16 protein-coding genes and 2 pseudogenes are annotated in these 21,980 nt (G+C 32.2%); 2 read left to right on the top strand and 16 right to left on the bottom strand.

Annotated elements, in window-relative coordinates; translation table 11 throughout:
• Positions 1 to 51 precede the first annotated feature (51 nt).
• The 14 genes from ACEN31_RS06025 to ACEN31_RS05960 form a co-directional block, all read right to left on the bottom strand.
• Positions 52 to 1,830 (bottom strand): DUF262 domain-containing protein, encoded by a 1,779-nt coding sequence (locus tag ACEN31_RS06025; RefSeq protein WP_407108935.1) that lies wholly within the window; start codon positions 1,828 to 1,830, stop codon positions 52 to 54.
• Positions 1,830 to 3,143, bottom strand: a complete 1,314-nt coding sequence (locus tag ACEN31_RS06020) for a DUF262 domain-containing protein (RefSeq protein ID WP_407108934.1) — start codon at positions 3,141 to 3,143, stop codon at positions 1,830 to 1,832. Before ACEN31_RS06020 ends, ACEN31_RS06025 begins: the two co-directional genes overlap by 1 nt.
• A gap of 110 nt (positions 3,144 to 3,253) precedes the next feature.
• Entirely contained in the window at positions 3,254 to 4,162 is a 909-nt protein-coding gene (locus tag ACEN31_RS06015; RefSeq protein ID WP_407108933.1) for a GIY-YIG nuclease family protein, read from the bottom strand.
• A 667-nt stretch (positions 4,163 to 4,829) separates the two neighbouring features.
• Complete coding sequence (locus ACEN31_RS06010; protein WP_407108932.1) at positions 4,830 to 8,192, bottom strand: DEAD/DEAH box helicase family protein; 3,363 nt, start codon at positions 8,190 to 8,192, stop codon at positions 4,830 to 4,832.
• 1 nt (position 8,193) lies between these two features.
• Positions 8,194 to 10,134, bottom strand: coding sequence for an Eco57I restriction-modification methylase domain-containing protein (locus tag ACEN31_RS06005; protein ID WP_407108931.1), 1,941 nt, complete (start codon positions 10,132 to 10,134; stop codon positions 8,194 to 8,196).
• A gap of 18 nt (positions 10,135 to 10,152) precedes the next feature.
• A complete protein-coding gene (locus tag ACEN31_RS06000) occupies positions 10,153 to 10,380 on the bottom strand; it encodes a TIGR04540 family protein (RefSeq protein WP_407108930.1) in 228 nt (75 codons plus the stop codon).
• A gap of 361 nt (positions 10,381 to 10,741) precedes the next feature.
• Positions 10,742 to 14,041, bottom strand: coding sequence for a DEAD/DEAH box helicase (locus ACEN31_RS05995; RefSeq protein ID WP_407108929.1), 3,300 nt, complete (start codon positions 14,039 to 14,041; stop codon positions 10,742 to 10,744).
• Positions 14,028 to 15,299, bottom strand: coding sequence for an RNA polymerase sigma factor RpoD/SigA (locus tag ACEN31_RS05990; RefSeq protein WP_407108928.1), 1,272 nt, complete (start codon positions 15,297 to 15,299; stop codon positions 14,028 to 14,030). The genes ACEN31_RS05995 and ACEN31_RS05990 overlap by 14 nt, the downstream gene beginning before the upstream one ends.
• A gap of 539 nt (positions 15,300 to 15,838) precedes the next feature.
• On the bottom strand, positions 15,839 to 16,336 hold the full coding sequence (locus ACEN31_RS05985) for a ParA family protein (RefSeq protein WP_407108927.1): 498 nt from the start codon (positions 16,334 to 16,336) through the stop codon (positions 15,839 to 15,841).
• Positions 16,337 to 16,658: 322 nt separating this feature from the next.
• A complete protein-coding gene (locus tag ACEN31_RS05980) occupies positions 16,659 to 17,213 on the bottom strand; it encodes a Dps family protein (protein WP_407108926.1) in 555 nt (184 codons plus the stop codon).
• Between the two features lie 40 nt (positions 17,214 to 17,253).
• Positions 17,254 to 17,484: a heavy-metal-associated domain-containing protein gene (locus ACEN31_RS05975; protein ID WP_062470281.1), complete on the bottom strand. Its 231-nt coding sequence runs from the start codon at positions 17,482 to 17,484 to the stop codon at positions 17,254 to 17,256.
• Positions 17,485 to 17,773: 289 nt separating this feature from the next.
• Entirely contained in the window at positions 17,774 to 19,669 is a 1,896-nt protein-coding gene (locus ACEN31_RS05970) for a heavy metal translocating P-type ATPase (protein ID WP_407108925.1), read from the bottom strand.
• An 89-nt stretch (positions 19,670 to 19,758) separates the two neighbouring features.
• Positions 19,759 to 19,971 carry a heavy-metal-associated domain-containing protein gene (locus ACEN31_RS05965; protein ID WP_407108924.1) on the bottom strand — a complete coding sequence of 71 codons (213 nt, stop codon included), beginning with the start codon at positions 19,969 to 19,971 and terminating at the stop codon, positions 19,759 to 19,761.
• Positions 19,972 to 20,136: 165 nt separating this feature from the next.
• Positions 20,137 to 20,448, bottom strand: coding sequence for a hypothetical protein (locus ACEN31_RS05960; protein ID WP_407108923.1), 312 nt, complete (start codon positions 20,446 to 20,448; stop codon positions 20,137 to 20,139).
• Positions 20,449 to 20,615: 167 nt separating this feature from the next.
• On the opposite strand from ACEN31_RS05960, the pseudogene ACEN31_RS05955 reads away from it, so the two are divergent.
• Positions 20,616 to 21,200 (top strand): annotated as a pseudogene (locus tag ACEN31_RS05955) (site-specific integrase).
• Positions 21,201 to 21,214: 14 nt separating this feature from the next.
• Positions 21,215 to 21,409 (top strand): hypothetical protein, encoded by a 195-nt coding sequence (locus tag ACEN31_RS05950; protein WP_407108942.1) that lies wholly within the window; start codon positions 21,215 to 21,217, stop codon positions 21,407 to 21,409.
• 87 nt (positions 21,410 to 21,496) lie between these two features.
• Here ACEN31_RS05950 and ACEN31_RS05945 read toward each other — a convergent pair.
• Together ACEN31_RS05945 and ACEN31_RS05940 are read right to left on the bottom strand one after the other, a co-directional pair.
• Positions 21,497 to 21,655, bottom strand: a pseudogene (locus tag ACEN31_RS05945) (metal-sensing transcriptional repressor); the annotation flags it as partial.
• Entirely contained in the window at positions 21,655 to 21,951 is a 297-nt protein-coding gene (locus ACEN31_RS05940; RefSeq protein ID WP_407108941.1) for a rhodanese-like domain-containing protein, read from the bottom strand. The pseudogene ACEN31_RS05945 and the gene ACEN31_RS05940, both read right to left, overlap by 1 nt.
• Between the last annotated feature and the right edge of the window lie 29 nt (positions 21,952 to 21,980).

The following is a 21,980-nucleotide window of genomic DNA, read 5'->3' as shown; positions in this document are numbered from 1 at the left end:
ATTTAATCAGTATCCGGATGAGGCTACTAACATAATGGCTTGTAAGAGGATTTATTCATTCATTAAAACTCTGAACATTTCATCTCTGTGAGTTTTCATTTTTTCTTCTGTCCACATCCCATTATCAATTTTTGTCATGTATTCCATTATTTTCAATTTCATGCTCTGATTAATGATGCTTGGGTATGAACTAATTTTTCCACTTGGTGGTAAGTTAGAAAACCGAGAATTTCCAGAAACGGTAATTAATGCTAAGTTACCAAAATCATCCAGATTCTCTATATCCCACTCTTCACCCTCTATGGGATTTTGTGGGTGATAGTGTTCGATAGAATTTCTAAACTGAAATTGCCAGTTATCCTGCATCGGAGTTACAATGTTTTTTCCCTCATATGAGTAGCCATCTCTATAAATCAAGTAGTCAAGATAACTAAATACAATTCGCTCAAATCCAAATCCAGAACTAAATTTATAATCAGATTCATCAACTTTCTTCATTGAATATTCTTCTAAAATTTGTATAAGATTAGTTTTTTCATTTATTAATAAATTAGATAGTGCAATTGTAATCCAGTGCATTGTCTTAGGTGAAGTATAGGTTATACGTAAACTTGATTGTAAAGTTCTTAATTGTTGATTGTCATTCCCATTCTCCCCTAATGTGCCTACATATTTAGGTTTAGCACCGTGTTGATCAGTATATTTTTCTAACCGTTGTAATGACCATCTACCCGTTTCTTTATAATCTCTTGCAAATTCCCGTTTCAAAATTAATTTATCGAAAAGAACACGTAATTTCAATAAATGAAATAAAAAGTTTTTTGCATTATCTGATGATTTCCAGTTCCATGACAAATTTTTAAGAAAGTTTTTGTCATCAAGAGTTGAATCTTCTTCTCCTAAATTACTTATAACAGCATTCACTTGCAATAAAAAGTTAGGAAAAGTAATAGTAGATTCAAATCGCCTATTTTCATCTTCTTCCTCTTGATTCTGATCTTCTTGTAATAGGTTATTCTTATTTAAAATATCACCTAGTGAAATTGTATCTAATATTTCTTTCTCTATTGATATAGTATCTTCAAGAGATTTAAAATTCTTAATCGATTGTTTTAAAGCAGACCAATCTGTAGTAAATATTTTATCTCGAATAGTTTTATCAAAATTCATTTGGACATAAGAATTCATATCTGAACATTTTTCCCAAATAAGAGCTGCAATATCTCTTTCTTTGTCTGTTTCTAAAACTTCTAATAGCTTCGATTTAGCAATTTCATGAAGTTCAAGCTGTTCACCACGAGTATTCATTATTTCAAAATAATGATTAAGATCGATATTCGACGGAACTTGTACTCTTACTATAAATACTCGATTTAATTTTCTAATAAACTTCTCTATATTAACTTTTTTCGTATCAAAATAATTATTAATAATTTGATATCCATTTAAAATTTCAGCTGTTAGTAATTCTTCTACTAATTCAGACTTCTTTTCATCTCTTATATATTCTAAGGTTCGATTTGATTTCTCTCGAGCTTCAAAGTGTAATGCCCTAGGTGGAATAGATAAATTTAAATATTTTCCTAAGAGATACAATGTTGTTAGACGTTGTTGACCATCTATTACTTCGTAAGCATTATTATCAAATTGATTAACAATTAAATTACCTAAAAAATAACTTTCACCCGCTTTCTCAATTGAACTATCAATATCTTCAATTAACTGGATGATTTCGACTTCAGTCCATGCGTAGTTACGTTGATAGATTGGGACCTGATAGTTATGTTCGAAAACTTTAGAAACCGGTAGTTGCAATGGATTATTAGTCATTATTTATACCACCCATTCCATTCACATAATAATTTATAGGATTCTTTATATCTTTCATCATTGTTTTCTCTAATTTCTGGTTGTTCAAGTATGATTAACTTTAACTCCTCTGGATCACTCATCTGACTAATAACTGAGAACATTGCTAGTCCTTCATTTACTCGTTCATGTAGACCATTTGCATATTTATTAATTGTTTGAGGGTAGACTGCATACATACTCAGTCTTAATGAATAACTCCATGTATATAGCTGCTGAAGCACAGACTTTGTCAAATTTTCTATACCAAACCGATCAGCAAAAAATAATGCAACGGATTCATACAATTGCTTTATATATATATCTCCAGAACGTCTGTCTGGAATCGCCTCCCCCTCATTACTGTGAAAGTTACTAATTAAATTTTGAACCTTTTCCAAGAGATTTTTATAATGGAGGGAATAATTAAAAAATCTTTTCCCGGCAATTAAAGGGTAAGTTAGTTGAAATTGATTTAAATGATTAGAAGCCAGAAGTTCACTGTTTCCACTTTTATTAAACTGTTCCACGTATAAATTGCTCGCCTTGTGATAGAGAGAAAAATTATAAATATTATTTCCTTTGATCCCCTTAAATGAATCAATTTTAGTGGATGAATAATTTAATCCATCTCTCAACATATACCATTGTGTTAACGGATAGAGATATATACTGAATAAATCTTTTAGTATATTGGCATTTATGTTTTCCCATTGGTTTATAATCTGAACTTTTAAATCCTCGGATTCCTTATCCATTTCTCGCAAATGATAGGATTTCAATAAATCATGAGGAGCTAATTCTTTTCCACGAGTATTTTGAGAATCAAAAAATTGGAATGCTTCTTGTTCACTATCTGTTACAATTTGAACCATGGTGCATTGTTCCAATAGATAGTTTTTATATTTATTCTGTTCATCATCATTTAATTCATTGATTCTTCTAGATAAGATTCGGAAATTATTAACAATTGCATCATTTGATAGTTGACTATAAGTTTCTTCAAGCATTTTTTGTTTTTTATCACCTAGAGAATATAATAGAATAGAAAGTGTTGTGATTCTTTGCTGGCCGTCTACAATATTGTAAGTACCTGACGAATTTTTATGTAAAATAACGGTTCCTAAGCGATATTCTTCCACACTATTTTTGTAAGCTTCAAACGTATCAATAAACAAAGTATTTGCAGAGGAAATTTTCCATCTGTAGGGCCTCTGATAGGATGGCAATGTTAAATCTATACTAAGTAAATCTCCTATCGATATTATTGTTAACTCATCTTTTAATAATGCCATTATGACTCTCCCTATATTTTCTTATTAAGTATTTGGTAATTATAAGTGCTCTATTTGATTACATGGCTTCTCACTAAATTGGTATTTTATTTGATAGCAAAATCACCAATCTACAAGTTATTATTATCTTCCAGTTCTGACATTGTTTTCCCATTATATTTCCATGAAGTCCAGCCGTTATCATTTCCTCCTGCTACAAATCCTGACGCATAGCTAGGACTTTGAAACGCATAATTTTCAGTCAATTTATATAATTTATTATTTTGATCTTTTACTAGATAACCTTTATTTATCAGTGTCTGTCTAGCTTCCAAAACTCCCGGTGGAATGTTTTGTCTTCCCTCTTTAACAATTGTGGAACCTTCTAGTACTACATAATCGTTATCTATAATCTTCATGTAAGAAACGGCATCCTTAATTTCAAATTTGAACACTACTCCTTCCATGAACCCTTCGTCACTTTTTTCAGTTTCTTTATCAGAAGTATTATCTAGATTGACCGATTTTTCTTCTAAAAAGTCATATCCAAAGGTCTTCAATAATAATGATAAAGCTTGATAAAACTCTTCCATTTCAGCGTGGTCAACCTCTGATAGAATAGGTTCTTTAGGATTCTGTATATTTTCTATTATTGTACTTTGAATTTTCTTAATCTCTTTAACTAACTTTGCCTCTAAATACTGGATCTGAGTTTTAGTTAAATAATCATCTTTTGATGAAAATACAATTGCTCTATCCCAAAACTCTTTTTTCATACTTGACTCATTATGTTTTTTAATGCGCTCAAACACCGGCGCTCCCTCGCCAACGTATACAATCGGCTTTAATGGATTTTCTATATTATCTCCTATTAAAATGTACGTACCCGCTTTTTTCGCTTCCTCTCGCTTTTTAAAAACATTAATTTTTGTGCGTGGAAACGAAGTAGCATAAATCGTCATATTTTGAATTTCTGCTGTGACAATTCCATCTGGATCTCCTTCTACAAGAAATAATCTAATTAGTTTCCCAGAATTCATAAAAACCTTCCTTTTTAATTTTATAAAGGGATATTTCTCCCTTTAATATTAGTCTTTTTCCTATAAATAGTTATGGAAATTCATAGAAATTAAAAAAACTGACCCTTTTTTTACCTAATAATAATTACTTGATAACTTGATACTAAGCTATATAATTAGACTCTTAATAGGCTATTTTACTATAGGTTATGCATAATATCTAATTGCTGTTTTCAATTTTGAAATATAATACATACCTATGTGTTGTTATATTTCAAATTAGAATACACTAGATTTTATAGTGCAACACATTACTGGAAATATTTTTTTGATAAATATTGATTAAATCTCCATACTTTATAGCTGTAGTTTTCTGCCAAAAAATAATAGTCTCACTCTGAGTATAAGCGTTACCTGAATGAGACACTTTATTACCATGGAGTCGTGGATTTTTAATATTAATGATTATAATATATATAAATAACTCTATAAAATTTCATAGCCCTGAAGCCCAGTCGTTTACTCATTAGAATTTCCTGTTGCTTCATCAAGTTATTTGCCAAATTAATTAATATCTAATTTTCAAATTTTCCAGAAGGATTATATCACAATCTTTTTTCATGTAATGTATCATTAAATTCTCCTATAATTAAATAGATCAATATACTCATCTATTCAAGTGACTCAATTACTTAAAAACATCGTCTAATTTTTTCTCTAATGTTCCTGCATTTGCATAAGGATAAGCATCTAAATGCACAAAATTCTTTTGACTAATTCCTTCAGTGAGTTCACTAAATATAAAACTTGTGGCAATTCTATAGATAATTTCTGTAGGAGCTAAGCCATATACTTGATTTTCAAGTATATGTTTCAAACGTTCGTAATCGTTAGGATATTCATCTTTGATTACTTCGCTATTATATAATCTTTTAACTACTTCAGTAATGTATAAACCTGACTTCATATACAAATCAATAAAGGTCTTAGAGGAATCATCGTAAATACCAGGACTTTCATCTTCTAACTGTTGAACCATCTTTTGAACAACCCATTTAGGCGTATAAATCTGATTGGTGTTTTGAGGTGGAATATAGTCATAAATATTTTCTTCCGTATCTTCAAAGTAATTTGCTAATTCAGAACGTAATCTTAAAAACTCACGAATAGATTCATCAAAGACAACTTCATTAAACAAGCCACCATCAAATTTTTGTTCTTCACCATTTTCATCAATATAATAGCCACCATCACGTAAGAAGATAAATTCTTCTAGACTAACCCCAGTGACGTCTTTAAATACGTCTTTATCAACGTACTTATCAAAACTCACTAAGCGAAGATTCTCATCACCATACGCCATAATGAAACTCGGAATAGCACGAGCAAAACCTCTAAGGTTGGAACGGATATCATCCTCAACTGTTTTCTTTTTCTTTTCTTCTTTTTTAACTTCTTGGTCTCGAACTACTTCTTCCGACATCTCACGTTTAATATCATCTAAAGCAGTTGCTATATGTGCATTTGCTTCCTCAACGAACTGCTGGTCATAATCAGATTTCAATTCTTCCAATGCTATCTTATCTTCTTTAGTTTCTACTTTTTCTTCTAATTTTTCTAACTCATAATCAATTTCTCTTCTACGGGAAACAAGTTCTTTTTCGACATGTTCTGCTGCCTGTTCAACCTTTTTCTTTGTATCCCTTACCTTTCGATTTTCTTCAGCTTTTGTCATATTGTATTCATCCCGAACTTTTTCAAAATTCGGCTCTAAGTCTTGCATAATTGTTTCAGTAATTTTTTTCCCAACCGGTTCTCCATCATCAGATAATACTATTTCGGCATAAACTTTATCTCCAAAGAAACGTCCTCGTTTTTCCTCAACTAATTCTTCATCAATATCAACATTACCTTCCGAATCTACTTTTACTTCATTAAATTCATCTTCGTCTACTTTATCTTTATTGCCAGACAATTTACCTTCTTCAGTTTTCTCAAATTTATTTACAATATCTAAAACATGTTTCGAGGCAAATATTCGAGAAATATTGTTAAATAATAAATTACTCATAAATCCTCGTCTGACAACTTCACGTGATTTAAATCGTTTAGGTAATGTTAGTACCTGGTCCGGACTCAACTCGACCATAACACCGTCTTCGTCCTCACCAATTACGGGGAAGAAGTTTAATAACCGCTTAATATTCTGTTTTCGTTCATCTTCAGTACCACCGCCGTCAGCTGTCTCACTAATTAAGTTATTCGCAAACTCATCTATAATATCTAACGTGCGTTCAGGTGAAAAGTCAAAGACATATGCATTTTGCTTTCTAAAGCGCATCGTTTTTAATTCTCTATCTCTATTTCGAACTTGACCATTCCATGAATAAGGGTTTTGGGCACGAAATGCTGCTTGCATATATAAGGCTGGTGATTGCACATTACTTAACATTAATACAGCCGACCACTCAGGAACAGTTACTCCAGTCGTTAATTGACCAACAGTTAATGTAATAGTTTTTTCATTATTTTTTATTGCTTTTTGAACACGTTCTAGAGCTGTATTTCGACCTGTAATATCTTCTACATCGGTTTCAATTTCTTCTCCTTTATACTTATCTAATTTTCCATCTCCAGCGACAGAAATAATTTCATACTCTTTAAATACTTCATGTTGTTTCAGTAATCTAGCTAGTGCTTTTGCGCTGTCTACACGATTAAGTAACCACAAGGTATGTTTTAATTCATTTCGTAAAATTTCCGTTGAAAATGGATAGCGTTCATTAGATGTGAGTGAATCTAACCACTTTAAGACGTCCTCTTCATAGACTAATCTACCTGAATCAGTAGTAGAGAAAAATTCATTTAAATCAAAGGCATAATCAACGTTTGTTTTGCCATCAATATCAGCACCTTGCTGAACTTTGTCCAAAATCATATTTGACATCTGGTATGTATACATTGATAAAGCTGGTAATTCAGCATACGGATTATGCTCACCAGTTTTCTCTTCATCCCAATTTTCTTTCGCTTCTTGTTCATCCATATATGTCCAGTTGAATATCTGCTCTGAACTAAAATTATCACCTGCTAATTGTTTAAAAGGGGTTCCAGACAAATGCAAGAGATAGTCTTTTTTTATTTTATCTAGTGCAAATTGCGTTTTTCTAGTATCAACGGCTTCATGTGATTCATCGATTATTACTAAATCCCAATGAAGATCTGTTATCCAATCCAATTTTTTATGTGCACCACCAAATATTTGAGCGCCTTTTAAGTCTTGCAGACTTAAAAAGTTAATATGATACTCATGATCATGAGGTATGACTAGATTATTCACATATTCTTCTCGAGTCAATATTTTGCGGTGAGAAATAGCTGGACTATCACTAACGAATTTATAATCATAAGTTGATTCATCATTTTTTAAGAATTTTTCATAATCATCTACCCAAGAATTACCAACAGCTGGTCGGTTAGTCAAAACTAGTACACTTTTTGCACCCATACGTTTAATTAAATCGTAGGATGTCAAAGTTTTACCAAATCGTGGTTTCGCATTCCATAAAAACTCCCCTGATTCATGCCGATCAAAATAAGCTAATGTTTGATTGACAGCTTCTTGTTGTTCATTCCGTAAAATATATTCTGCAGCTGTTTCACTGTCATCAAGATCATCAATTGATTTACGATAGGTAAAAGCAATAAACATTTTTTCTGCTTTATCCATATCTTCACCAAAATCAAACCATTCGGTACTTCCGTAAATATGTTTACGAATAATTTCATGTTTTGTTAAATAGCTATGAAAATCATGATCTTTAAAATAAGACTCATTACCAGCATGATATTTCGCAGGATAATCCCAAAGTTTTTCATAGTAGATACCTTTAGTTTGTTCACGTATACGGTCCTCAACAGGACGCTCTGTATAACCAATCTTAATCAAATCTTTTGTATCTTCATTCCGTGGAGTAATATAAGCGTAAATTCGGGGTTGAATTAACTCACTTGTATTAATTTGTGGTCTTTGCTGTACTTGTTGAACCATATTACTCCATCTCCTTTATATTTATTTCGATAAAGCCTATTTCATCTTCATTCAGATTGTATTTTTTGTAAAGTTGCTGCTCAATTTCAGATACAGATTTAGACCAATCAATGTCTGAATCTTCAGTAAAGTCTTGAAGTGGTACAAAACGATACGTTTTTCTAGTTCCATTTTGATTCGCTTTAGCTAATGAAATTAGAGCACGTACAAATTTTGTTGTTAAATACTTCTTCATATTTTTTGCCTCATTCAAACTATTAATTAGCTCTACACCTATTACTAGATATGTTTCAGTAACAATAGATTTTTCCCCAATAATCATACAATTAAGATTGTCATCATTTAAATCTGTACCGATATTATTAGCAAATGGAGTTACTAACTTCACTTTATTAATTAGCTCCCGATTTCTTGTAATCAATTCATCTTCTACATAACCTTCGGTTCCTCTACTCGCATAAATTTTTATAGGTGTCTTCATATTTTTTGAAGTACTATGGAAATCAATATGATTTTTAAAATTCGTAACAAAACCAAAGGGATTTCTAATAGAAACATAGTGTGATAAATTTAACGGACTTTTTACTGAAGAAGATATATCATTGTTTTTTAACAGCTTCTCAACTATAGTCATCCCTTGATTATTAGGGATAAACATGTCAATACCTGGTATTGTATACTTTCTTTTTTGTTTATCTGCAACTTTATTCTTTTGATTTATTACAATGATATCTTCTTTGGAATTATCAAAATCTGAATCCCATATAAAATAATTCACTCCGCCTCTTAAAGAAACATTAGGGAATACCTCTTTAGGTGTTTCGAAATTATATATTAATTTCATATGTTTACTATCTAACATTCGTTCACGAAATTTAGTTAACCCTTTCCCGCCATTAAACCATACACTAGGAGTAATCATAGATACTATTTCAGGTTTTAAAGCTATCGCACTTTCGATAAAGATATGGTAAAGGGGCATAGCACTTCCTTTGCCATAATCATTATCATTTTCCTGGTAAGGTGGATTTCCAATTACTACATCAAATTTCATTTCAATTTCATCCCTTTCTTTAAGCCTTTTAAATTCAACTATTTTATTTCTTTCCCATAATTTTATCTTAGCAAACTTTGGTGTCTCAGTTTTTAAAACTTCTACCTCATCAAATAAGCTTAATTGAGTACCAAAATCTCCAGTTCCACCAACTGAATATGGTACTTCATAAGTTAATCCATCCATTTGAAATACATTAAGACTAATTATTTGAGTGATTTCTAATAATATTTTCTCTTTTGGGAAAGCTCCGAACATATAAAAATAGTTATCTATAAATGTTAAAATTAAATTTTCTCGAGCTAGTAGAAGTGAGTCCCCTTGATATTCATATCCATAACTCGCTTTATAAATTTCAACAGCTAACTTCAGCCATTCTTCTTCTGATTCTATTGTTTCATTTAATTTTTTAAATTTAACATCAATGAAGCCTGCTCTGTCTTTTAAAGTTATTACTTCTCCCGTTTCCATATCATAGCGGTTTACCATATACGGAGCTTCACCACATGTTATTTCTAACCATTTAGTTTGGATAAAATCAACCAATGATAATTCTTCCATATCCTCTAGAGCTGCATCTACTTGTAATTTAATTACCCATGAGGGTGTGAAAACTTCAGCTCTATTACGTTGGCGTTCAAGTTGGATATCTATATCTTTATCTACTCTTGGTTGAATAAAACCTTCATACCATCCAGTAATAAGATCTATTTTAATTTCTTGATCATCTCGGAAGTAATAGCCCTGATTAATATAGCTATCTGTTCCCCATTTTATATTCTTACCAGTGGTATGATCCTTAAGCAGTAAACTTAATAGAGATTCATTTTCTCTTAAAATAGCTGAGTCATTTAAATCTGAGAGCGAAAAGTTAATATTTTCTTTCAAGAAGCCACCTCCTTTGTTTTAATTAGTAATTATATTTTCTACGACTGTTAAACGACTTTTTCCGCATTGTTGCTTAAGTATTGTAGTAAAATCATCGTTTTTTATTACTTTACGTTGGTTATTTTTATAGATCATATATATATTTTCTTCTAACACTTTATCTGTTAGATTATCTATCCAATATTTACCAACTATTTTATTAATAACAGCTGCAACTTCCCGTTGGGTACGGTAAAATTTCTTCACTTTCACAGAATCACCTCTGTCATATTTAATTCTTACTTTTATTATACTTAGGATACACTTAATTATCCATCACTCGATGATGGAATTAAAAATATTTTTGCATACTTCTAGTTACACTATAAAAATGATGGCTTGCCATGAGCATTTAAATCTATTTTCGAACTAAAACACGTACCACTATCCACTTCAAGTCCTCTAAATAGTCTTATAAAACACATAAGAGAACAATCATAATTATGATTGTTCTCTTATAGCTTTTTTAATTTTAATCCTGACAAATCTTTCTTTACTTCTGCTTAATATTTTTATTTAAAATCGGTTGTTGCTTAATTTGTTGCTTTTGCAACAACAGTATTAATTTTCATTCTCTAGTTAATTCATTTTTTACTCTTTCAGGTAAAATACCCATAAAGTAATCTTCTATCTGATCCCAGAACCATTTTGTATAGTTTAAGATACGTTCTTTAGTATTTTGTTCTGGCTGTTCTTTAGTAAAGAGATATTTTAACATTTCAACACTTGTATAGTGTCTTACTTGTACGTCCGTCAAAATAGAATTCTTGTAGAAATCTCCTTGTTTTATAGCGCGCTCTAATGGGTAGATGGAGTTCATTCTTAAATAAATTTGTGGATCATGACCACCAATGACTCGGTAATTTAAAATCTCTCTCGCTTCTCCTATACCTAAAGCAGCAATTTTCGAATCAATAGGCCCATTTCTTTGTCTTAGATGATATGAAATGACAGTCTCATCTGTCTCAATATAATTATCTTTTGGTGAAACTGAATGCTTAACTTGGTTCAAAATCCACGAACTAAAGATATCTCCATCTTGGTGTACAATATAGCTTTGGATTGAGCTTCCAGTCAAGCTACGTTCAGCAATAAATCTAGTTTCTTTAATCTTACCAAATTCAAACGCTGAGTTTATGATTGTCTGCGCAAATGCTCTAGATTCAAAGCGATCTTTTATTTTTAATTCTTTCATAAAATGATTTCCTAAATCATTCACAGTAAAGTACTTGCCAGATATACGGAATTGATTGATAAATCTTTCGAATGATTTCATTATGATTTGATATTCTGATAAGATACTCTCTGCTGAATAATTATCATTAAATTGCACATCGATACCACTTGTGAAGGCCAATTTATTAAAAATATTCTTATCCGCTAATTTTACACGTTCTTCTGCTGTAAACAGAGAATATTTAAAGCTAGGAAATGACATACTCTTATAATGACTTTCCCATATTCCCCCTAAATTCACTCTATAAATCGCCGAATAATTTTTACTATTAATCGATGATACCTTCTCAAAAAACCTTGCTAATCTCGACTTCATAAATAGCGATTCTAGAGCTGGTGTGGCATATATATAATCATTAGCAAATAAGCTTCTAGGTCGTGCCACGAAAGGTGAATAACCTAAATTACTTGGCGATGAGAAATCTTTCTCAATCATCAGTAGTACTGTTTTAACTTTGTTATCAAGAGAGTCTTCATCTCTCTTATTTTGAACAAAGATATATTTAAAATCTTCAGGACTCATTATCAAATTACGATTATTGCCTTTTTCTTTGTACGTCGATAATACTTTTTTCATGACATCAATAATCTGTGATTTTCGAATGGATGACATCCCATATAACTGTTTAACCTCGTTCATATCCCGAGTAAGGAAGTCTATATAGGCATAACCATATTCTACTTTATCTTTATCTCTAGCAACTCGACCTACTTCTTGTATATAATCTACTACATTACCTGTAGGTGCGTAGTGGTAAACATTTGTGATATCCGGAATATCTATCCCCATACCAAATGCTTTCGTTGCTAGAACAAATTGTAGTTCACCATTTTTAAACTCATCCAAAACTTCATCTTTTTCCTCTTTAGACAATATGCCAAAATACTTACCTGTTTTTTTCGCTATATCTGGTTTGTTTTGTTCGATAAAATTATAAAAATCCATAAGCAATCGAATGGTTGGGAAATATAATAAAGACTTTTGATTATTTTTATTCGCATGAATCAAATGCTCTAATGCTAATGCATTTTTAGTTTTTCGATAGTCTCTTCCTTCTGTTTCAAGAGCTTTTTGACTATCTCTCACACACATTAGGATGTCTTCTCGCCTTACATATCCAAAATATGAAATCGGACTGATCATATTTAAGCTGTTTCTCGTATCTAAATACATATCCTCACGACCACCGTAGATAGCAGTTGCGGTGAAGGTGACGATAGGGAAACTATACTCTTTTCTCAATTTGGCTAAGTAAATTCCCAAGTACCAATAGTCCGCTCGAAATGATTTCCCCCAAGTAGTCACGATATGCGCCTCATCAATAATTACTACACCAATACTCCGCTCATCGATAAGCATTTTTATATCACTTCTGGCTTGAAGCGTTTCTGGCGATAGATATAAAACATCCACCTCTTTGTTACGGATTCGTTCAATAATTCGTTCTCGATCATAGGGTGGTGTATTTCCATTGATTGTTTCAGAATTACGAATCCCTTTTCTCTTCATACTATCAACCTGATCATTCATTAATCCAATTAATGGGGAGATGACTAATGTAAGTGGCTTGTCTTCTTTATATTTTTCTGCCAGATGTAGGGCTGGAATTTGAAACATTAATGATTTCCCTGCACCAGTCGATGCCGTAATATATATATCTCTAAAATCTTCGCCAAACATTGCTTTCTCGGCTTGATTGACAATATCATCAATAATTTGAGCTTGTGAAATATTAATCGTTTCTTTTGATTGGCTTTCAATATTTTTATAGAATGCGATCTCTCGAAATTCATCATAACCAAATACTTTTTTTAGAATGGTTAAATAAGCCGGTTCATTTTCAATGATTTGTCGGCGGATAGACAGGCTCGTAAAGTAAAATTTTACATTTCTAATTTTTGATAAGATGTCAATTCTTTCTAAATAACGATGAGGTAAAAATTCTTGAGAACTTGGTAAAACAAATACGATATTTTCATTGGCGGTTCCTGCTAATATTTCAGATTCCAAATCTAAAAATGGAATTTCATCTTCAGAGAGTTCTACTTGATCAATATTAGATAAATTATGTACTTCTGTAAATTCTGGTTCAAAGTGATCAAAAGGATATAGCGATTTTCTCTCAATCTCTGCACCAATAGATGGATAGGTCACATAGTATTCATTACTTTGTTTTGAATAATCTATTTTTCCGTAGAATCGAGAAACTCTTTCTAATAACTTCTTCTGTTCAGGTTCAAGCTCGTTGTCTTCCTGATAGTATAAATACTGATAAAGATTATCTATGTCAGACAGTGTTTGATTATACGGATACTGCTTGTCGTAAAGGTTATTTTCTAATATGACAATTGGATTGGAGTTAATATTTTCAAATTCCTTAAACAATTGATATTCTTCAATTGTCATCCATTTAAATTTTTCACTAAATTCTCTATTTTCTATGACATTATTAAGTATCTCATTTTTAATAGTATCTAATTCTAATGTGTCATAATAATCGATTGTGAAGGAAAAATACTTATTTTCCTTTGGGAAACTTTCTGTTTGAATGCCTTTAAATACTATAATTATATTTTCTTTTTCTTCTGTTATTTCATTTATTTTTTCAATAATGCGTTCATTGGTCTTCATAATAATCCCTCAATCTGTCTCTTACTGTACTATGTCTTAGTCGTTTAAGTGTTTTACTTTCTATCTGTCTAATACGCTCACGCGTAACGCCATATACTTGGCCCAGTTCTTCTAATGTTTTTTCTTCTTGGTCTTGTAAACCAAATCTTTTATTTATAATTTCACGTTCTCGTTCAGTAAATTTATTGAGCACGTCACTAATTTCTTCTTTTAATGAATTCTTCATGACCTTTTCATTCGGTAAATCATTACTATCATCCTTAATAAAATCTCCAAGAAAAGAATCTTGCTCTGATCCAATAGGTGTATCAAGTGATACTTCATTCTGTGAAAGTAGTATTATCTCATATACTTCGCTTGTTAAAAGGTCCATTTCTGCTCCGATTTCCTCTGCTAAGGGTTCTCTTTTTAAATATGATTTTAACTGACCTTTCACTCTTCTCATTTTGTTTATCCGTTCCCGCATGTGGACGGGTATTCGAATAGTTCTAGAAAAGTCCATTATGGCTCTGGTGATTGATTGTCGGATCCAGTATACAGCATATGTAGAAAATTGAGTCTCTTTTGATAGGTCAAACTTCTCTGCAGCTTTTATCAAACCCATCATTCCATGTTGGAACATATCGTCACTGTCAAAAGACTGTGTAGCTGCTCCTTCGTATCTGTCAACAACTTTCCAGACTAGATTTATATTGGCTTCAACTAAATTGTCTAATGATTTCTGTTTTTGATCATATCCAGAATGTTCTGAGTGTAATGAATTTAAATAATCAAGATTATAGTCACTATGTACGGGAGATTTCATTTTTTCTAATTTTTCATTAAAGTCATCACTATCTAATTGTGTATCTAGAGGTTTTAAATCCAAATCATTTAAGAAATTAAATTTACTTTTGTCTATTTCTTTAGGTACATCATTTATTATTGAGTATCCAAATTCATTTAAAGATCTTCTTATTTCATCTCTTTTATTGTGTTCAACATTATTATCTTCATACCACTTAATAAGTAAACTCTCTCTATATTCTTTAGGTTCACCTATTAAAAAACATAATTCGTTAAAAAGAGTTCTTGCTTTTTTCTCATCAGAAATAATTGTAATATTTAACATTCTAAGTTCTTCCTGAACGATTTCTTTTTGTTTGTCAGGCAATGGATATTTCTGAAATAATAAATTTATTTTGCTCTCAGTAAGTTTACTTCCATATCTAAAATTATCATATATATAATCAACTATTAGATCCAAATTTCCACTCATTGTGTAATCCCTCCTTTACACCATTTAATAAACTTTTTAAATTGAGTACTTCTCAACTTAATTATCATGCTATATAAATAATGATACCATTATTTACTAGGATATGTAATCGATTTTATAGTTGTAGTTATATTATTTAGTCTGTTAAATTAAGGTAGATTGATAATCATTTGAGATACACTTAAATCAAATTTTTAAACTCATATAATGTATACTGAATCTGTTGACACTGGTGGTATAGTCCCAGATTCTTTAATAGAGATCCTTACAAGTTGTCATTGTTTAGATATAAATATAATAGAACAATCTTTCTTATGATAGTTGTGTTCAAATTGAATTTTCCTTTATAGAGTCACTGAAAAATGTATTACTATTACTCTATAAATCATTAATTATTCCATTGGTATTTCTCTATTTATTACTATTAGATTTTTTTACAAGACTAATAAAGAAGCCTTCAATTCTATAACGAGGGCTTCTTTACTCTGTTCCGGTGTGTTTCATAGCGATTTACATAAAAGCTCACACATAATCATCAATCAAAACCTCTCTATATTAAAAGCTTGTATCCATATATCTAAAAATTCGGATATGTCTTCATAACCATTGTGTTTAGACATTTTTTCTAACATTTTATATGTTCTTGGACTCAAACTGAATGTATACTCCTTATTTGAGTTCTTATTTATGTTTAACTTTGAATTTAGCTCAATCAGTAACCTTTCATAGTCTTCAAAATTGTGTCCTTCATTTAAACTCTTCATTCCTCTAATCTCACTATCCTCATAAATACTACTACTAAAGGGTAGTAAATCACTTGCATATTGAAGTATGTTTTCATTCGCAGCCTCAATAGATTTATTATTATCATGAGTAAAAAGTGTTCCTAAACTTTTAAAATGATAACCCGCTCTAAGAGTTTTTTCATTTAAGAATTTAGTATATTTTATTGTGCTCATTAGCTCTAGATGCGATGGTTTACTGTTTATAATCACTCCATCAGAAGCAGATAATGCATTATCTGAAATTAGCCCCATATCAGTGCTGGTTTCCTAAACACTTCTCTTTACTATCAATCCGTTGTGTTTTGTACCTATCTTCAGTAATCTATTACAGAACAAATCCGAGTGTTTTTCGTATTAACTGTAAATGAGTCATGTGAATTTCTCATGGTTTGTTTGGTAACTAAATCATAGGCGTTCATTGATCTTTTTTCATTTCAAAAGCAAAATGGTGTCAATTAATCAAAATTAGCCCATCAATACCATCTATTATAGAAACAATTTGACAAACAAAAAAGGAACACGCAACTGTACTTTGTAAATTCGCAGTTACTTGTTCCTTTTCATCTATATTGTATTAGTCTTCCTCTTCATCGTGGTAATCATCATCTTCTAGGGCTTCTTTTCCTAAAAAGGCTTGCAACATCCAGATTTTTGTATCTAAGTCATCTTTAAATTCAATTAGCGTATCCTCAAAGACAACATTCTCTTCTTCTTGCGCCAAGTGAATGGCACGAATCGTTAATTCACGAGTTTCTCTGAAATCATCGATGATATTGTCAACCATTTCTTCGGCTTTTATGTATTTATCTGCTGGATCTTCTGATAGCATAGAATGCTCGACAAGCTCTTTGGTTGTAGAAGCTGGTTTATATCCTGAAGCTAGCAGTTGTTCAGCTAAACGGTCAAACCATTTTTCATTATCATCATATAGTTCCTCAAATTTTTCATGTAAAGTAAAGAAGTGAGGCCCCTTTACATACCAATGATACTGATGTAACTTCACATGTAGTGTGTGAATATTTCCTAAAAGATGGTCTGTAATGGCTGCTGCATTTATTTTCGTATGATGCACATGATCTTTATATACTTGTTCTTCTTTTAATCTTTCTTGTGGTGTTTTTTCTGACATGATTCATTCCTCCATTATTTTTTTGATTTTTTAAGTAAACCTATGCGGCTTTTACACGCGATCTTTTTACGCCATAACCTAAGTCTTGGATAGCTTTTTCTATGTCTTCAATTGATACAGTGTCGTCGAAGTTTACTTTTACACGGCTTGCATTGAACATCACTTTCAAGCTGTCTTTATCCACACCGTTTAAGTTACCAACACCATTTTCGATTTTTTGTAGACATGATGGACAAGTTAACGTTTCTAATTGAATATTTGCTTTTTGCATGATACATTCTCCTTTGAATTTTTATTTGTTCATTCGATTTACCTTATTGACATCTATAGTATATCAGCTATTCAAGCTTTTAATCTTGATCTACATCAATTTAACGAGGTATTTTGTATTTCAATATTTTCATTTCTTACCTCTTATGCATCTATTCTAATCGAAGACTAGATAGATTGAATTGATGTAGATCAAGAATTAGTATTAATCTCTTAATTGTTTCTGAAATTTGTTCGACTATATTATATTGGAAATTCTACCGTAATCTATTTAGTTTTTATTGTATTTTTTATGCATGAACCTCTTTTGCGTTCGCCGTTTCTACATCAGTTCCTTTGAGTCTGTAGCGCAATAGTCTCATACCGTTTAAGATAACGACTAAGATACTTCCTTCGTGTACTAACATACCGATTGACATGTTCATCCAGTCTGAGAAGAAAACGGCTGCTAGAAGAACAAGTACAGTACCAACTGCAATGACAATATTTTGTTTCATATTATTGGCGGTTGCTTTAGTTAAGCCTAAAGCGTGAGGCAAGCGGCTCATATTTGAGTTCATTAAAACGACATCAGAAGTTTCAATAGCGACGTCTGTTCCGCTACCCATTGCGATTCCAATATCCGCAAGGGCTAATGAAGGACTATCGTTTACTCCATCACCAACGAATGCGACAATTTGACCCTGAGCTTGGAGTTCTTTGAGGTAGTCTGCCTTATCTTCTGGCAGTAAGTTTCCATGGGCTTCTGTTAATCCTAATTCTTCAGCGACTAAATCAACAGTACCTTGGTTATCTCCTGATAGTACGATTAAGTTCTTAACACCTAAAGCTTTCATCGCTTGTAAATCTTGTTTAATCCCTGGGCGAATTTGGTCACGAATCCCCATTAGAGCTTTCAACTCACCATCGACTGCTGTAATAACTAATGAGTTTCCACGTTTTTCGTAGGCTTCAAAATCTTCACGAGCTTCTTTTGTTAATTGGATATTTTCTTTTTCCATTAAAGCGACGTTTCCTATTGCAACGCGGTGGCCATCGACTTCTGCGACGATTCCTCCACCTTTTACAACGTTTGTTTCATCTACTGGATACATTTCAATATCGCCTAACTGTGAAAGAACCGCTTTTGCGAGTGGGTGATCCGATTCATTCTCGACACTTGCCAGATAGCTTAGTGCTTGATCTGCATCCCCATAGGTTTTAAATTCGGCAACTTCTGGGTTACCTACAGTTAGAGTTCCTGTTTTATCAAATAGAATCGTATCAACTTTACTAAAGTCTTGAATTACTTCTGAACCTTTTAATAATACACCATTTTTTGCACCATTTCCGATACCAGCTACGTTAGAAACAGGTACTCCAATGACTAATGCACCTGGGCATCCGAGTACTAGTATTGTAATGGCCAACTCGACATTTTGACTAAAAATCCACACGATAAACGCTAAGACTAAGACGGCTGGTGTATACCACTGCGAGAACTGGTCAATAAAGCGTTCAGCTTCTGATTTTGAATCTTGAGCTTCTTCAACAAGCTCAATAATTTTACCGAAAGTTGTATCTTCTCCTACACGGTCTGCACGAATTTGTAGGGTTCCATTTTCTAAAATTGTACCTGCGAAGACTTCTGAATCTGTTTCTTTTCGAACCGGATCCGCTTCACCAGTGATTGATGCTTCGTTAATGTGACCTTCACCAATAACAACCGTTCCATCAACTGGAACTTTTCCACCGGTACGGACTTGTAGGATATCGCCTTCGTCAACATCCCATACATCAACTTCTCCAAATTCACCATTTTCCATTTGTTTAAAAGCTACTTCTGGTGCCATTTCTGTCAATTCTTTAATCGCTGAACGAGTAGAGTTCAATGTGCGAGCCTCTAACCAGCTACCGAATAAGAATAAGAACGTTACGATAGCTGACTCTTCATAGTTTTGAATGAGTAAAGCACCGATTACTGCGATGGTTACTAACACATCAATTGAAATTACTTTTACCTTTAAAGCCCCAAAAGCTTGAATGGCGATTGGTGCCACCCCTAAAATAGATGCGATAATGAATGCGATATTAAAAACTTGTGTGTTTCCAAAACCAAAGTGTGCAATAAATCCTATAACGATTAAAATTCCTGAGATAAGTGTGATTTGATTTTTACTGCTTAATATTTTTTGCTGAAAACCCATTTCTTCCTCCTCCTAGTTTGTACTTGTTGACTACAGTATACCCTGCGCTTTTTCATTTAAAATTGACCCCAATCAACCTTCATACGTTATTATATTTTCTTTGCTGAATATCCAGTCTCTTCAAACTTATGAAGAATTTCTTCTTCTGATATTTTATTGTCTTCAAACACTACTCTTGCTTTGCTTCTATCAAATAAAATTTTTATTGTTTCTATCCCCGTTAATTCATTTACATTGTCTATGATTTTTTGCATACAAGATGGACAGGTCAATTTTTCTAATTGAAACGTTATCGTCGTCATCTTCTCTCTCCTTTATTTTTTTAGTCATCACTCTGAATGTTTTGATTACACAGTTGGTATAGACCGAATATTTTGTTTACGAATTGATTTATATCAATCTTTTACATTCATTTAAACATTCGAATAAAAAAATCACTATCCGTTAAGATAGCGACTCTTTTTCTTTTATGCACCATGTTCATCTTGTAGAATCTCAAGTTTTTGAAGGACAGTATCTATACTATTGGGATCTAAATTCGAATCATCAAATTCCGCTCCATGCCCTTGAATCAGCATATTTAATTTCGGCTGCAAGCCAGTAATATCATGCGCTGCTTCTGGTATCTCACAGTTATGCGCGACTAACAAAGCGTCTGCTTTTTTGTGAAAAGTATCTAAAGAGTCTAAAGCCATATTAGAATCATCAAATGTTACACCATGGTCTTCCAGTAAAAAATTTAATTTTCCATTTATGTCATTTGCTATATTTTTGTCCATTTCTATAAATCCTCCGCATTTGTATTTTTGTTACATCTACAGTATACAAGAGGTAACCGCTGTAATAATTGATGCGTATCAATAAACTGTGTTATTATTAGAAATACTTTGAATGTATAGACACCGTTCTAAAACAGAATTTAAATTTGAATATAACTAAAGATACAATGGTTGAAAATTTAGATGTAAACGGATATACGTACTTTAGGATATTATCGTACAGCGGTGTTCGAAAATCAGAAATACTAGCTCTTAAATGGTCGGATATTGATTTTGATACATCTACACTCAACATTAGTAAAACACTTACTAGGGGCTTAAATAATAAGATTATCATGCAACCTACGGACACAATGAACGGTCGTAGAATAATTGATATAGATTATGACTCTATGAAGCTTTTAAAGCTGTGGAAGATGTATCAGGCTCAATTCATGATGAAACTTGGATTTAATACCAATACACACGATCAGCATGTTTTTGCGAATACTAGAAATAATTTCTATTCAATTAATGTTCCCAATAACCGTATGAGAAATGTGCAAAAGCGTAATGGTCTTAAATAAATTACAGTTCATGGGTTACGACACACGCATAGTAGTATCCTCTTCTCTATGGGAGCTTCAATAAAAGATGTTCAGGCTCGCCTAGGACACACAGATATCCAAACAACGATGAATATCTATGCGCATGTTACGAAAGAAGAAAAGAAGGACACAGCAGATAAGTTTGCGAAGTTTATGGAGAATTAGAAGGAGGAAATGCAATCAAGTTTGGTCTGCGTAAACTGAATCTAAAGTCTAGAGTAAAAGCTCGCACTACTGGAAAAATGAAACGAAAAGCTAAAAGTGCTGTAAATCCATTTTATGGCAAAAAAGGAAGTGGATTACGGAATCCAAAAAGAGCAGCTTATAATAAAGTATATGAGGTGACCCCCAAAAGTGCGCTTATCCCTATTTAAGCAATGTTTTACTCGTTTTTCTGAGTTTGTTATAATTGGTATTAAAACAAACTCAGAAAAATTTTAACTTAGGAAACTAGAAATTCCAACAATTAAACTAATCGCACGATCAATACTGGAGCGCACCGCTGATAATTGAGTAACAATATCCGCGCAGTCTTTTCCTTCTTCCATCATATTCAAAACCCCATGCAACTGACCATCAGAACGTTTCAAACGGTTCACAATTTTTTTATCGTATTCCATTAAACGATTTCTCCTCTCCAAGCAGAAATTCCTCCCATTACATTTATCACTTTGTATCCTTCTTGTGCTAATTGTTGACAAGCCATTGAAGAACGCGCACTGGAGTGACACATTACATAATACTCTTGACTTTTATCCAATTTATTTTTTTCAGCTGAAAGATTACTTAAAGGAACATGGATTGCTCCGTCCAGGTGGCCATTTTCCCATTCGTTCATTTCTCTAACGTCTACTAAAGGAAGTTTCTCTTTTTTCCATTTTTGTTCAAATTCTGGCATTGATATTGTATTGTACATTATTTTACCACCTTTTCTGGTTTTACTGT

Origin of the sequence: Ruoffia sp. FAM 26255, assembly GCF_045528525.1 — a bacterium.
Classification (GTDB): domain Bacteria; phylum Bacillota; class Bacilli; order Lactobacillales; family Aerococcaceae; genus Ruoffia; species Ruoffia tabacinasalis.
The sequence above is the reverse complement of the archived record's forward strand: the minus strand, read 5'-3'. Positions and strand labels throughout refer to the sequence as shown.